Raw genomic sequence first — 13,511 nt, forward strand, 5'->3', positions numbered from 1 at the left:
GGCGCCAAGGGGAGCATCGCCAATGAGCCTTCCACGCTGGGTAATGATCAACCGTGCATCCGAACTCACTGGTTATAGCGAAGACGCCATTCGCCATAAAGTGAAGAACGGAACCTGGGCCCAAGGTCGCATCTGGCGCAAAACTCCAGACGGCCGCATTGCAATCAACATGACGGAGTACGACAAATGGGCCGAGAGCGCGCCGCAGCAAGCGGCTTAGAAGCCGAGCTGGCGAAACACAAAGGCATCGAGTTGCACGGCGGGAATATACGGATCGTATTTATGTGGCGGCGAATTCGGTGCCGTGAGTCCCTTGGCCTTCCGGTTACAAAGGCCAACATTAAACATGCTGCCCTACTCAGGGCCGCAATCACTCATGAAATCAAGACGGGCCGTTTTGATTACAGCCGTCACTTTCCAGGTTCGAAGAATGCGACGGCTTACAGCAACGTTAAGGACGAACGGTTGGCAGCACTCATGGCCCGCTATAAACCATTGAAGGCCGTCGACATAACTCCTATGACCGAAGAAAAATACCGTTATGCATTGGATATCTGTACCGAACTCATTGGTCCGGACCGTTTGGCGGGAATACTTCTGCCCGAGGATATTCAGTTGCTCAGGACGCAACTGATCTCCACAAGAGCACCGTCGACTGCGAATCATTATCTAGCTACATTCGCGGGTTTTTTGACTTGGTGCGAGATGAATGGCTATTGCCGCGAAGGGTTGTCTGCGGCGTGTATCCGATTCGCGATGATAGGGCGCGAACCAGATCCGCTGACTAAGAAAGAATTCGAACAGCTTCTCAGCAAAGGCTGCCTCCATCCACAAGACTCGGCGGCCATTACTCTTGCGGTTTACACGGGCATTCGTCCGGGCGAGCTGTGCGCCTTAGCAGTTGAAGACATCGACCTCACTGCGGGTCAAATTAACCTCACCAGGGCAATCACTGCGGACGGCTCTTTCAAAGTCCCCAAGACTGGAAAGCCTCGCGTGGTCCTCTTGATGCCACCGGCTGTTGATGCCTGCAAAATACTGATGGGACTGGTCGCCGACCACTTACCACATACGATCAAAGTCTATATGAATCGTCACGAAAGTCGCCTCGAAACGGTAACACCTCTATTGTCCCCAACAACACAAGCTCGGAAAAAAATCATCAACCCGTGGTTTATCCCAACATCATGGAATACAAAGTGGGCGGCCATACAAAAAAGAGCGGGGATCCGGCCTCGCCGTGCTTACCAAAGTAGGCATACTTATGCTTGTTGGTGTCTAACCGCACGTGGAAATTTGGCTTTTATCGCAAAACAAATGGGACACAAAGATTTTACTATGCTCGTGGATGTCTACGCTAAATGGATGGACGATGAGTCGACAGCTGAACTGGAAAGAATATGGAATCAACTCTCCAGCTCAGTGCTACAGAAGGATGTCACTGCCAGCAGGCACACTGTTTAAAGCCTACAAACCATGGACTTCATGCAAGAATTCTTTTCCAACAACTCGAGCTCGCTCAAAATGAAGCGGCACTCCTGCAAATCGACTTACAGAACCTATAACTTCCTCAGGACGAAATCGTGCAGCGGAACCAATATTTGCTTTCATCCTGGCTGCATGTTCTACGCTAAGTTCCTTTTCAAAGATCTCAAATATGCGTTTCTGCCACTTCAAATCCTCAGGCCTAAACTTCCAGGTGCCTACATCTACTATGGCGAGCCCATACAGGTGAAAAAAAGCCAACACAAACGTCGCACAGGTGAGCCCCCGGCCACCATCCGCCATAAATGCCAGATCAATATCGAACGATTCAGAACCGTCGTAATCGAAATTGTAAGGTATCTTCGTACCAGTTTGCTTCCACATGCGCTGAGCTAACTCTGCCAATAAATCCAACTCATCAGAAGAGAAATCATCACACGGCACCAACAGATATTCAGGTTCGAGGAGGTCATTACGAAAATCGTAGTTACCTCCCAAGTGGAGCAACCTCAAGTCAGTAGAACCGATATCAGTGAAAACAATAGCAGCATGATTCCAACCTGGTGCGAACTCCCTAAATGCCACACCAAAAACTTTGACACTTCCGAAGAAAGAACTGTCAGGCAAAGTTCGAAATGCGAGATGCGGACAGACCCCGCAAAGCACGGGTTGGATCCTGCCCAGAATTCGCGAGATGCGCATAGACCACCTGATACAATAATTTCCAGTTCGACAACTTATCTTTCGCCTGAAATGACGACCTTAAAAAAGCTACGTTAGTTATAGGTCGTAGCCGTTTCGGATCAACTCCAGCTAATAAGTTATCTAATGTCAGATAGTCACCTACATCTACCAAGTCTTCTACAGCGTCAACTACGCCGCGCAATGCAGTCCGACTTTGACTTGAATCTATCAGCGCTGCAGCGTCATTCCAGTAGATATATTCAAGACGCTCACTCACAAGACGAACTTTTGTTTCGTCATTAGTGGAAGGCGAAACCTTTTTCTTCACCTTGACTGGCGAAACAATCTGTGTGGCACGACTCGCACTTGGAGCATCCGTAGTTGCAATCGAAGCATTTTTCGCCCCTTTCCATCGGCGCAGCGTCGGAACAGCATCTATGGAACTTGAGGAAAAGCCAAATTGATCCAGCCACGGTTGATTGTTAGCACCTACTGCAACGATATGCGCATAGCATCTATCAGTGCTAAACGAACTATGATCAACTTGATAATCCATATCAACTTACCTCAGCCAAGGTGTTCTTCAGCTCCGCAAAAAGACCTTCAACTATTTTTCCGTAAGAGTCCTGATGCGGTAATTGAGCGGTCATTGCAGTATTAAGATCCAGATCAAGCTGAAGTGCATACTTAACCTCTGCGCTATTATCATTAGTAATGATCTGCCCTTCAGCCGGCATAAACTGAAGAAAGTGCATAGTTAACTGCGTCCACTTACAAATCCTATTAATCTCAATGCCTGACGGTCGCATTTTCTTTGGTTTGTTTTGCTGAAAAACCACATCAATACATGTTTTTTCAACATCCAAGAATGGTAAAGATTTTTTCATCATTTCGAGAGTATCGGACGAGCTCTGAGTAAACGAATTTACCTTTGCGCCAACAGCGAGTCTCGCAGACTTCGGAAACCGCATTTTTACTAGACTATCTCGAAGACGATCAGCAACACACACCAAGCTCCCCATAGAAGGAAACTCTGGCGCTGCAAGGTTCACTTCAGGTGCCGCTGGACTCATAGTTACGTCAATCCGTCCTTGTTGAACGGCAACGACGAGATGGCTACCTTCCCACACGCCCTCTTCGTTTCGAGTTCCTAAGGCTTTTTTCGTCGTGATCGAATCGGCATCCCGACCAGTGATTGCCGACCACGTGATCAAATTCGCGGAGGTATCAGGGCACCCTAAAAAGGTGAATCTAAGGGATTCGGTTTGCCAATCAAGACTTTGAGTCATAGGATTCACTGGATTCGATGGTCGACGCTTTACGGTATTTGTTAACACCATTTCATAGGTGATGACACCTAACGGGCGAGTGTAGCTAAACGTGCAAGATTTTGCATAGGAACATCACTTTTGGCTCCTGCTCACCGATCAGATTGAAAGCCGATCAATCTCGATGCTCGCGCCAATGGGATCTTCCATCAGATATAGTAAGCAATAAGCCCCATTTTTGCCCCATGCTTTCAACCGAGCAAACTTAAGTACCTGATGAATAAAGCTATTTCTGATCTGTCCTCCCACACGCCGATGATGCAGCAGTACTGGCGCCTGAAAAACCAGCATCCCGACCAGCTGATGTTCTATCGCATGGGCGATTTCTACGAGATCTTCTACGAAGATGCGAAGAAGGCCGCCAAATTGCTGGACATCACCCTGACCGCGCGCGGGCAATCTGCCGGACAGGCGATCCCCATGTGCGGGATTCCTTACCATGCGGCGGAGGGTTACCTGGCGAAGCTGGTGAAGCTGGGCGAATCGGTGGTGATCTGCGAGCAGGTCGGTGACCCAGCGACCAGCAAAGGCCCAGTCGATCGCCAGGTGGTGCGGATCATCACGCCGGGTACGGTCAGCGACGAGGCGCTGCTGGATGAGCGCCGCGACAACCTGATCGCGGCGGTGCTGGGCGACGAGCGCCTGTTCGGCCTGGCCGTGCTGGATATCACCAGCGGCAACTTCACGGTGCTGGAAATCAAAGGCTGGGAAAACCTGCTGGCCGAGCTGGAGCGGGTCAATCCGGTGGAGCTGATGATCCCGGACGACTGGCCGAAGGATCTGCCGGCGGAAAAGCGCCGCGGGGTTCGTCGCCGTGCGCCGTGGGATTTCGAGCGTGATTCGGCACTGAAAAGTCTGTGTCAGCAGTTTTCCACCCAGGACCTGAAAGGCTTCGGTTGCGAGAACCTGACCCTGGCGATCGGCGCGGCCGGCTGCCTGCTGAGTTATGCCAAGGAAACCCAGCGCACTGCCCTGCCGCATTTGCGCAGCCTGCGCCACGAGCGCCTGGACGACACGGTGGTGCTGGATGGCGCCAGTCGGCGCAACCTGGAGCTGGACACCAACCTGGCCGGTGGCCGCGACAACACTTTGCAATCGGTGGTCGACCGCTGCCAGACCGCCATGGGCAGCCGCCTGCTGACTCGCTGGCTGAACCGACCGTTGCGCGATCTTAATGTGCTGTTGGCGCGCCAGACTTCCATCACCTGCCTGCTCGATGCCTATCGATTCGAACAGCTGCAACCGCAGCTCAAGGAAATCGGCGACATCGAACGCATTCTCGCGCGGATCGGCCTGCGCAACGCCCGTCCGCGGGACCTCGCCCGCCTGCGTGACGCGCTCGGTGCGCTGCCGCAACTGCAGGTAGCGATGGCCGAGTTGGAAGCGCCACACATCATTCAACTGGCCGCAACCACCAGCACCTACCCGGAGCTGGCGGCATTGCTGGAAAAAGCCATCATCGACAACCCGCCTGCGGTTATCCGCGACGGCGGTGTGTTGAAAACCGGCTACGACAGCGAGCTCGATGAGCTGCAGTCCCTGAGCGAGAACGCCGGGCAATTCCTGATCGACCTGGAAGCGCGAGAAAAGGCCCGCACTGGCCTGTCGCACTTGAAGGTCGGCTACAACCGCATTCACGGCTATTTCATCGAATTGCCGAGCAAGCAGGCTGAATCAGCGCCAGCGGATTACATACGACGCCAGACCCTCAAGGGCGCCGAGCGTTTTATCACTCCGGAACTCAAGGCTTTCGAAGACAAGGCGCTGTCGGCCAAGAGCCGCGCCCTGGCCCGCGAGAAGATGCTGTACGAGGCATTGCTCGAAGACCTGATAGCGCAGCTGCCACCGTTGCAGGATACCGCTGCGGCACTGGCCGAGCTGGACGTGCTGAGCAACCTCGCCGAGCGCGCGTTGAACCTGGACCTGAATTGCCCACGCTTCGTCGACGAACCATGCATGCGCATCAGCCAGGGCCGCCACCCGGTGGTCGAGCAAGTGCTGACCACACCGTTCGTGGCCAACGACCTGAGCCTGGACGACAGCACCCGCATGCTGGTAATCACCGGTCCGAACATGGGCGGTAAATCCACCTACATGCGCCAGACCGCCTTGATCGTGTTGCTGGCACACATCGGCAGTTTCGTTCCGGCGGCCAGTTGCGAGCTGTCGCTGGTCGACCGCATCTTTACGCGGATCGGCTCCAGCGACGACCTGGCCGGCGGCCGTTCGACCTTCATGGTCGAGATGAGCGAAACCGCGAACATTCTGCACAACGCCACCGAGCGCAGCCTGGTACTGATGGACGAAGTTGGCCGCGGCACCAGCACGTTCGACGGCTTGTCACTGGCCTGGGCTGCAGCCGAGCGTCTGGCGTTCCTGCGTGCCTACACCCTGTTCGCCACGCACTATTTCGAGCTGACGGTCCTGCCGGAAGCCCAGCCCCTGGTCGCCAACGTCCACCTCAACGCTACCGAACACAACGAACGCATCGTGTTCCTGCACCACGTGCTGCCAGGGCCTGCCAGCCAGAGTTATGGCCTGGCCGTGGCGCAATTGGCCGGTGTACCCAGCGAAGTGATCCTGCGTGCCCGCGAGCACCTTGGCCGCCTGGAAGCCACGGCCTTGCCCCACGAAGCCCCTAAGCCCGTCAAAGGCAAACCGGCCGCACCGCTGCAGAGCGACATGTTCGCCAGCCTCCCGCACCCGGTGCTGGATGAACTGGCCAAACTCGATCTGGATGACCTGACGCCCCGCAAGGCTCTCGAAATGCTCTATGCACTAAAGACACGGATCTAACGCACTTGCTTGCAAGCTGTTAGAATCTCGCGCGGTTTGGGATGCTGCAGGCTACAGCCTGGCCTGCAGACTATCGCTCCCGAACCTGGCGACCCCAACGTGAAGGGGCTCCGCTGCCGCCGCCTGAGGAGAAAATTAGAAATGACCTTCGTCGTCACCGACAACTGCATCAAGTGCAAGTACACCGACTGCGTAGAAGTCTGTCCGGTGGACTGCTTTTACGAAGGCCCGAATTTCCTGGTGATTCACCCGGATGAGTGCATCGACTGCGCGCTGTGCGAACCAGAGTGCCCTGCTGTGGCCATCTTCTCCGAAGATGAAGTTCCGGCCGGCATGGAAAACTTCATCCAGCTGAACATGGAATTGGCCGAAGTCTGGCCGAACATCACCGAACGCAAGGATCCACTACCGGATTCTGCGGCATGGGATGGCAAGCCAGGCAAGATCGAACACCTCGAACGCTGATCTGATCGCGTTCCCGAAAAGGCCCCTTGTGGGCCTTTTTGCTTTTCTGCGGTCTGTGGGAGCAAAGCTTGCTCCCACAGACCAGTCCACCGCTTCAGCAGTTGCAAGCTGCCTGACGATTTGATACCAGTGACGCCCCCAAAGCGTAACTAGAGGCCCGGCATGAAGTTCACCACGATCTCCGTTGCGCGAAAACTCAAGTTTTACCAATTGGTAGTGTTTGATCAGGTGCTGCAGAGCGGCTCACTGGTGCGTGCCGCCCATGCGCTCAACCTGACTCAACCCGCGGTGACGAAGATCATTCACGAGCTGGAATCGTACTTCGATGCGCCGTTGCTGATTCGTGGCAATCGCGGGGTGACGGCCACAGAACTGGGTGAACTAGTGGTGCGGCGGGCCAAGTCGTTGCTGGCGGAGTTGCGTTCACTGACGGACGAGGTCAATGCCTTTCAGGAAGGTACGTCCGGGCATGTCATGGTGGGCACTCTGATTTCCGCTTCAACCTCCCTGCTGCCCAGGGCCATGCAGCTGCTCAAACAACAGGCGCCCGGTGTGCTGGTGTCGTTGCGGGTGGGGCAGATGGACCAGTTGTTTCCGGCACTGGCGGTAGGGGAAGTCGATCTGGTGGTGGGCCGGGTGCCTGACGATTGGCGCTGGCGCAACGAGTCACCGATGCTCGATGTTGAAGTGCTGTATGCCGAAGAGTTGAGTGTGGTGGCCGGCGCCAGCCATCCACTGCACGAGCGCTCGCCCGTCAGCCTGGCGGACTTGCACGAGTATCCGTGGGTGCTGCCGACTCGCGATTCACTGCTGCGGCGTACCGCAGACAAGTTGTTCGCCGAAGCCGAACTGGCGACGCCGGGTAACGTGGTCGAGTCGCTGTCTATCCTCACCAACATCACCCTGATGCAAGATCAACAAACTGTCGCGCTGATGCCGTTCGAGGCTTCGCAACAATTCGTCAGCGCCGGTTTGCTCAAGGCGTTCGACCTGGGTGAACCATTGCAGTTTGGCGATATTGGTTGTTTCTTCTCCAACACGCGGGCGTTAGGCCCAGCAGCACGGTTATTTCGCGAGTGCCTGAATCAGGCCCGTTGCGAGTCTGATGAGCGCCAGCCACCGGCCATTTGAGATGCCACTTCAGGTATTCCATTTAGAAATATCAAGGCCAAACATTTTTATTATTCACTAATATCTACTCTCCCTACACTCCCTCCGACTACCCATGTTTTCCGGAGGTTGATGTGTCTGCACCCTTGCAGTTGCTGCGTAATTACGTCTCGGGCGAGTTTGTCGCTTGCGAGCAGACCTTCCCCAATATTTCGCCCATCGATGGTCGGACACTCAGCCATGTCTGTGAAGCCGACAAAGCGCTGGTCGACCGCGCTGTAGCGGCGGCCAAAGCCGCGCAGCACGGACCTTGGGGTGACTACAGCGGCAGTCAGCGCGCCGAAGTATTGCACCGTATCGCCGACGCCATCGAACGTCGTTTTGAAGAGTTTGTCGCCGCCGAAGTTGCCGATACCGGGCGCCCGGTACAACAGGCGCGCACCCTGGATATCGCCCGCGGAATTCACAACTTCCGCACCTTCGCCGAGCTGATCAATCAGGCTGGGAGTGAGTGTTTCGAGATGCGCGCCGCCGATGGCAATGACGTGTTCAGTTACTCGGTGCGCAAGCCCCACGGCGTCGTGGCGATCATCTCGCCATGGAACCTGCCGATGCTGCTGTTGACCTGGAAAGTTGCCCCGGCGCTGGCGTGTGGTAATTGCGTGGTGATCAAACCGTCGGAAGACTCGCCCTCCACAGCTACGCTGCTCGCCGAGGTAATGCACGAAGTTGGCTTGCCCGCTGGCGTGTTCAACCTGGTGCACGGTTTCGGGCCGGGGTCGGCCGGCGAATTCCTGACGCGTAACCGGGATGTGGATGCCATCACCTTCACCGGCGAGTCGCGCACCGGCGAAACCATCATGAAGGTCGCTGCTGAAGGTGTACGGGATGTGTCTTTCGAACTGGGCGGCAAGAACGCAGCCGTGGTGTTCGCCGACTGCGATTTCGATGCGGCGGTGGCCGGCGTTCTACGGTCCAGCTTCACCAATTCCGGCCAGGTATGCCTGTGCTCGGAACGGGTGTATGTCGAGCGGCCCATCTTTGAGCGCTTCGTTGCGGCGATGAAAACCGGCGCCGAAGCGTTGAAAATCGGCTACCCCGATGAACATGACGTGAACATGGGTTCGCTGATTTCCCACAAGCATCGCGACAAGGTGTTGAGTTACTTCGAACTGGCCCGCAGCGAAGGCGCAACAGTGGTCACCGGCGGCGGCGTGCCGCGCTTTGACGATGCGCGCGACAACGGCGCCTACGTGCAACCGACCATCTGGACTGGCCTCAACGACGACGCGCGATGCGTGCGCGAAGAGGTGTTCGGCCCGGTTTGCCACATCGCCCCGTTCGATACGGACGACGAGGTCGTGCAACGCGTCAACGACTCGGCTTACGGCCTGGCAACTGCCCTGTGGACCCGCGACTTGAAGCGTGCTCACAAGGTTTCACGGCGCTTCGAGGTCGGCATGGTCTGGGTCAATACCTGGTTCCTGCGCGACTTGCGCACTCCGTTCGGCGGCACGCGCCTGTCGGGCCTGGGACGTGAAGGCGGCCGCCACTCCCTGGATTTCTACTCGCAAATCACCACCATCTGCGTCAACCCTTGAGCCTTGGAGTTTCGCCCATGCATGCAGCTCTTATTGAAGCGGCCAGTCGGCTGCGCCAGGCCGAACGCGGCGGGCAACCGTGCGCGCCAGTTCGCGAACTGATCGCCAGCGCCCTCGCCGCCGACCCTTGCGCCGACCCGGTCGCCCTCGCCTACGCCGTGCAGCAGTACAACAACAGCGCGGCCATTGAAGCCGGCCAGCGTCCGGTGGGGCGCAAAATCGGCCTGACTTCGCGCGCCGTCCAGCAACAGCTGGGAGTTGATCAACCGGACTTCGGCCAACTGTTCGCCAGCATGGCCCGTGGCGACGATCAGCCGATTACCTGGCTCGACACCCAACAACCAAAGGTCGAGGCGGAAATTGCCTTGGTGCTGGAACACGACCTGTGCCACGAACACCACACCCTCGCCGATCTGATCCGCGCAACCGCGTTCGCCCTGCCGGCCATCGAAGTGGTAGGCAGCCGAATCGCCCAGTGGGACATCCGTCTGGTCGACACCATTGCCGATAACGCCTCCTCAGGCCTGTTCGTTCTTGGCAGCCGTCCGGTGCAGCTATCACAGCTGGATCTGGTGCGCTGTGGCATGAGCATGACCCGGGGCGGCGAGCCGGTGTCGGTTGGCGCCGGTGCCGCCTGCCTGGGTAACCCGTTGAACGCCGCCGTGTGGCTGGCCGACACCATGGCGCGCCTCGGTACACCATTACGCGCCGGCGACATTCTGCTGACTGGCGCCCTCGGGCCAATGGTCGCGGCGCGGCCAGGCGACGTGTTTACCGCACATATCCAGGGGCTGGGCAGCGTCACTGCTACCTTCGACCTGCAATCGTGATCGGGGAACCCAGCATGAACCAGAAACTGAATATTGCCATCGTCGGCTCGGGCAACATTGGCACCGACCTGATGATCAAGGTCTTGCGCAACGCCCGGCATTTGCACATGGCGGTAATGGTCGGCATCGACGAGCATTCCGACGGCCTGGCCCGCGCCCGGCGCATGGGCGTGGCGACTACCCACAATGGCGTCGAAGGCTTGATAGAGATGCAGCAGTTTGCCGACATCGACTTCGTCTTCGACGCCACCTCGGCCACTGCCCATGTGTACAACGCGGCCTTGTTGCGCGATGCAAAACCCGGCATCCGCCTGATTGACCTGACCCCGGCGGGGATCGGACCGTACTGCGTGCCGGTGGTGAACCTGGAACACAATCTGGATCAGCTCAACGTCAACATGGTCACTTGCGGCGGCCAGGCGACTATCCCGATGGTGGCCGCCGTATCGCGCGTCGCCAAAGTGCATTACGCCGAGATTATCGCCTCGATTGCCAGTAAATCCGCCGGCCCTGGCACCCGCGCAAACATCGACGAATTCACCGAAACCACCTCGCGCGCAATTGAGGTAATCGGTGGCGCCGCCAAGGGCAAGGCGATCATCGTGATGAACCCGGCAGAGCCGCCGCTGATCATGCGCGACACCGTGTATGTGCTGTCCGAAGATGTCGATCAGGCCATCATCGAGGCATCTATCGAAGAAATGGTTCAGGCAGTGCAAGCCTACGTGCCGGGTTATCGGCTCAAGCAACACGTGCAATTCGACGTCATCAGCGCCAGCGCTCCCCTCCTGATTCCCGGACATGGCACTTTCAGCGGACTGAAGACTTCGGTGTTCCTCGAAGTTGAGGGCGCCGCTCACTATCTGCCCGCCTACGCCGGCAACCTCGACATCATGACTTCCGCTGCATTGGCCACCGCCGAGCGCATGGCGCAGTCGATGCTGGGCGCCCGAGGAGTTTCGCAATGACTTTCAACCCTGGGAAAAAACTCTACATTTCTGACGTCACGCTGCGCGACGGCATGCATGCAATCCGTCACCAGTATTCCTTGAGCCAGGTGCAGGCCATCGCCCGCGCGCTGGATCAGGCGCGAGTCGATTCGATTGAGGTCGCACATGGCGACGGCCTGCAAGGTTCAAGTTTCAATTATGGCTTCGGCGCCCATACCGATCTGGAGTGGATCGAAGCCGTCAGTGATGTGCTGACTCACGCCAAAGTCGCGACGCTGCTGCTGCCCGGCATCGGCACCCTGCACGACCTGAAAAACGCCTACATGGCCGGGGCCCGGATCGTTCGCGTGGCCACCCATTGCACCGAAGCCGACGTATCGCGCCAGCACATCGAATACGCCCGCACGCTGGGCATGGATACCGTCGGTTTCCTGATGATGAGCCACATGATCAGCCCACAACAATTGGCTGCGCAGGCGCTGCTGATGGAGAGCTACGGCGCTACGTGCATTTACGTGGTCGACTCCGGCGGTGCGATGGGCATGCAGGATATCCGCGAGCGGTTCCAGGCGATCAAAGCCGTGCTCAAGCCGCAGACCCAGACCGGCATCCATGCCCACCACAACCTGAGCCTGGGCGTGGCCAACTCTATTGTCGCCGTTGAGGAAGGCTGTGATCGCATCGACGCGAGCCTCGCTGGCATGGGTGCCGGCGCAGGTAATGCGCCGCTGGAAGTATTCATTGCCGCTGCCGAGCGTCTGGGCTGGGACCACGGCACTGACCTCTACACCTTGATGGACGCCGCCGACGATATCGTGCGCCCGCTGCAGGACCGTCCGGTGCGAGTCGACCGCGAAACCCTGGCCCTCGGCTACGCCGGCGTCTACTCGAGCTTCCTGCGCCACGCCGAAGTAGCCGCGCACAAATACGGCATCAAAGCCGTGGATATTCTCGTCGAGCTAGGCAAGCGGCGCATGGTCGGCGGACAGGAAGACATGATCGTCGACGTCGCACTGGACCTATTGAATTCGCGCAAGGAGCAACGCCCATGAGCACCGACATTGCCTACATCGCCAACGCGCTGGATCAGGCCGCACGCAAAGCCGAGCCAGTCACCCAGTTCAGCACCCACAGCCCATTCAGCCTCGACGACGCCTACCTGATCCAACGTGCTTCGATGCGCCATCGCTACGAGGCAGGCGAACGTACGATCGGCCTCAAGCTGGGCTTCACCAGCCGCGCGAAGATGATCCAGATGGGTGTCGACAGCCTGATCTGGGGCTGGCTCACCGATGCGATGCTTGAAGAAGAAGGCGGCATCGTCGACCTGCAACGCTTCATCCATCCAAGGGCCGAACCCGAGGTGTGCTTTCTCACCAAGCGCACGATCGACCGACCGCTGACCGCGCTGGATGCGGTCGATTACCTGGAAGCCGTGGCGCCTGCGATCGAGATCATCGACTCACGTTATCAGGCGTTCAAGTTCAGCCTCGAAGACGTTGTGGCCGACAACTGTTCGTCAGCCGGCCTGGTGGTCGGCGCCTGGTCCAGAGACTTCGCCAACTTGGCCAACGCCGGGGTGCTGATGCGCGTCAATGGCCGTGTGGTCCAGGCCGGTTCCACCGCCGCGATCCTTGGGCATCCGCTGCGCACTCTGGTACAGGCTTCGCAGTTGTTGGCCAAGGCGCAAATCGCCCTGCCCGCCGGCAGCCTGATCATGGCCGGCGCCGCGACGGCAGCAGAAGCATTGTTCCCGGGCGCGCATGTCAGCGTGGAAATTGCCGGTTTCGGCGAGTGCGGTTTCAGCACTGCAGCGCAGCAAGGAGAGATGCAATGAGCAGCACCCGAGCCACCGTCGTGCCCGGCAAAGCCACACCCCGCGGACGCTTTCCTCACATCCGCCGCGCCGGTGATTTCCTCTACGTGTCGGGTACCAGCTCACGCCGTCCCGATAACAGTTTTGAAGGCGTTGAAGTCGACGCCATGGGCACCACGCGCCTGGACATCGGCGCGCAAACCCGGGCGGTGATCGAGAACATCCGCGACATTCTCAACAGCGAAGGTGCAGGCCTTGCCGACCTGGTTGAGATCAGCAGCTTTCTCGTCGACATGAACGATTTCGACGGTTACAACCAGGTTTACGCGCAGTACTTCGACGAAACCGGACCCACCCGCACCACCGTGGCCGTGCACCAATTACCCCATCCGCATTTACGTATCGAAATCAAAGCCGTGGCCTACGCCCCCCTCAACGCTTAAGGA

The 13,511-nt window shown here is 57.8% G+C and carries 14 protein-coding genes; 11 read left to right on the plus strand and 3 right to left on the minus strand.

Annotated elements, in window-relative coordinates; translation table 11 throughout:
* The first annotated feature begins 22 nt into the window (after nt 1–22).
* A complete protein-coding gene (gene xisR, locus ORL50_RS03530; RefSeq protein ID WP_122588920.1) occupies nt 23–220 on the plus strand; it encodes an excisionase family protein in 198 nt (65 codons plus the stop codon).
* On the plus strand, nt 187–1,464 hold the full coding sequence (locus ORL50_RS03535) for a site-specific integrase (protein ID WP_266009861.1): 1,278 nt from the start codon (nt 187–189) through the stop codon (nt 1,462–1,464). The genes xisR and ORL50_RS03535 overlap by 34 nt, the downstream gene beginning before the upstream one ends.
* Before the next feature lie 3 nt (nt 1,465–1,467).
* Here ORL50_RS03535 and ORL50_RS03540 read toward each other — a convergent pair whose 3' ends face one another.
* Genes ORL50_RS03540 through ORL50_RS03550 form a run of 3 tightly spaced genes read right to left on the minus strand, consistent with a single transcriptional unit; the run spans nt 1,468 to nt 3,458 of the window.
* Nucleotides 1,468–2,151 (minus strand): hypothetical protein, encoded by a 684-nt coding sequence (locus ORL50_RS03540; RefSeq protein ID WP_266009863.1) that lies wholly within the window; start codon nt 2,149–2,151, stop codon nt 1,468–1,470.
* Nucleotides 2,105–2,725: a hypothetical protein gene (locus ORL50_RS03545; RefSeq protein WP_266009865.1), complete on the minus strand. Its 621-nt coding sequence runs from the start codon at nt 2,723–2,725 to the stop codon at nt 2,105–2,107. The genes ORL50_RS03540 and ORL50_RS03545 overlap by 47 nt, the downstream gene beginning before the upstream one ends.
* 1 nt (nt 2,726) lies before the next feature.
* Entirely contained in the window at nt 2,727–3,458 is a 732-nt protein-coding gene (locus ORL50_RS03550) for a hypothetical protein (protein ID WP_266009867.1), read from the minus strand.
* Between the two features lie 267 nt (nt 3,459–3,725).
* On the opposite strand from ORL50_RS03550, the gene mutS reads away from it, so the two are divergent.
* The 9 genes from mutS (at nt 3,726) to ORL50_RS03595 (ending at nt 13,508) form a co-directional block, all read left to right on the plus strand.
* Nucleotides 3,726–6,293, plus strand: a complete 2,568-nt coding sequence (mutS, locus tag ORL50_RS03555) for a DNA mismatch repair protein MutS (RefSeq protein WP_266010592.1) — start codon at nt 3,726–3,728, stop codon at nt 6,291–6,293.
* A 141-nt stretch (nt 6,294–6,434) separates the two neighbouring features.
* Complete coding sequence (gene fdxA / locus ORL50_RS03560; RefSeq protein ID WP_266009869.1) at nt 6,435–6,758, plus strand: ferredoxin FdxA; 324 nt, start codon at nt 6,435–6,437, stop codon at nt 6,756–6,758.
* Nucleotides 6,759–6,920: 162 nt separating this feature from the next.
* Nucleotides 6,921–7,889, plus strand: coding sequence for a LysR family transcriptional regulator (locus tag ORL50_RS03565; RefSeq protein WP_266009870.1), 969 nt, complete (start codon nt 6,921–6,923; stop codon nt 7,887–7,889).
* A 125-nt stretch (nt 7,890–8,014) separates the two neighbouring features.
* Nucleotides 8,015–9,469: a 2-hydroxymuconic semialdehyde dehydrogenase gene (locus ORL50_RS03570; RefSeq protein WP_266010594.1), complete on the plus strand. Its 1,455-nt coding sequence runs from the start codon at nt 8,015–8,017 to the stop codon at nt 9,467–9,469.
* A 17-nt stretch (nt 9,470–9,486) separates the two neighbouring features.
* Nucleotides 9,487–10,299 carry a fumarylacetoacetate hydrolase family protein gene (locus ORL50_RS03575; RefSeq protein ID WP_266009871.1) on the plus strand — a complete coding sequence of 271 codons (813 nt, stop codon included), beginning with the start codon at nt 9,487–9,489 and terminating at the stop codon, nt 10,297–10,299.
* Between the two features lie 14 nt (nt 10,300–10,313).
* Nucleotides 10,314–11,267 (plus strand): acetaldehyde dehydrogenase (acetylating), encoded by a 954-nt coding sequence (locus tag ORL50_RS03580; RefSeq protein WP_266009872.1) that lies wholly within the window; start codon nt 10,314–10,316, stop codon nt 11,265–11,267.
* Nucleotides 11,264–12,301, plus strand: coding sequence for a 4-hydroxy-2-oxovalerate aldolase (gene dmpG, locus ORL50_RS03585; RefSeq protein WP_266009873.1), 1,038 nt, complete (start codon nt 11,264–11,266; stop codon nt 12,299–12,301). Before ORL50_RS03580 ends, dmpG begins: the two co-directional genes overlap by 4 nt.
* Nucleotides 12,298–13,086: a 2-keto-4-pentenoate hydratase gene (locus ORL50_RS03590; protein ID WP_266009874.1), complete on the plus strand. Its 789-nt coding sequence runs from the start codon at nt 12,298–12,300 to the stop codon at nt 13,084–13,086. The genes dmpG and ORL50_RS03590 overlap by 4 nt, the downstream gene beginning before the upstream one ends.
* The gene (locus ORL50_RS03595; protein WP_266009875.1) at nt 13,083–13,508 is read left to right on the plus strand and encodes a RidA family protein; all 426 of its coding nucleotides are present in this window, start codon (nt 13,083–13,085) and stop codon (nt 13,506–13,508) included. Before ORL50_RS03590 ends, ORL50_RS03595 begins: the two co-directional genes overlap by 4 nt.
* The last annotated feature ends 3 nt before the right edge of the window (nt 13,509–13,511 follow it).

The sequence above is a fragment of the Pseudomonas sp. RIT-562 genome (assembly GCF_026241895.1).
Classification (GTDB): domain Bacteria; phylum Pseudomonadota; class Gammaproteobacteria; order Pseudomonadales; family Pseudomonadaceae; genus Aquipseudomonas; species Aquipseudomonas mandelii_F.

Excerpts from the sequence above, each read along its gene's own strand:
- xisR (WP_122588920.1), top strand. The coding sequence starts at position 23 with ATGAGCCTTCCACGCTGGGTAATGATCAACCGTGCATCCGAACTCACT.
- ORL50_RS03535 (WP_266009861.1), top strand. The coding sequence starts at position 187 with ATGGGCCGAGAGCGCGCCGCAGCAAGCGGCTTAGAAGCCGAGCTGGCG.
- ORL50_RS03545 (WP_266009865.1), bottom strand. The coding sequence starts at position 2,725 with ATGGATTATCAAGTTGATCATAGTTCGTTTAGCACTGATAGATGCTAT.
- ORL50_RS03550 (WP_266009867.1), bottom strand. The coding sequence starts at position 3,458 with ATGACTCAAAGTCTTGATTGGCAAACCGAATCCCTTAGATTCACCTTT.
- fdxA (WP_266009869.1), top strand. The coding sequence starts at position 6,435 with ATGACCTTCGTCGTCACCGACAACTGCATCAAGTGCAAGTACACCGAC.
- ORL50_RS03565 (WP_266009870.1), top strand. The coding sequence starts at position 6,921 with ATGAAGTTCACCACGATCTCCGTTGCGCGAAAACTCAAGTTTTACCAA.
- ORL50_RS03575 (WP_266009871.1), top strand. The coding sequence starts at position 9,487 with ATGCATGCAGCTCTTATTGAAGCGGCCAGTCGGCTGCGCCAGGCCGAA.
- ORL50_RS03580 (WP_266009872.1), top strand. The coding sequence starts at position 10,314 with ATGAACCAGAAACTGAATATTGCCATCGTCGGCTCGGGCAACATTGGC.
- dmpG (WP_266009873.1), top strand. The coding sequence starts at position 11,264 with ATGACTTTCAACCCTGGGAAAAAACTCTACATTTCTGACGTCACGCTG.
- ORL50_RS03590 (WP_266009874.1), top strand. The coding sequence starts at position 12,298 with ATGAGCACCGACATTGCCTACATCGCCAACGCGCTGGATCAGGCCGCA.
- ORL50_RS03595 (WP_266009875.1), top strand. The coding sequence starts at position 13,083 with ATGAGCAGCACCCGAGCCACCGTCGTGCCCGGCAAAGCCACACCCCGC.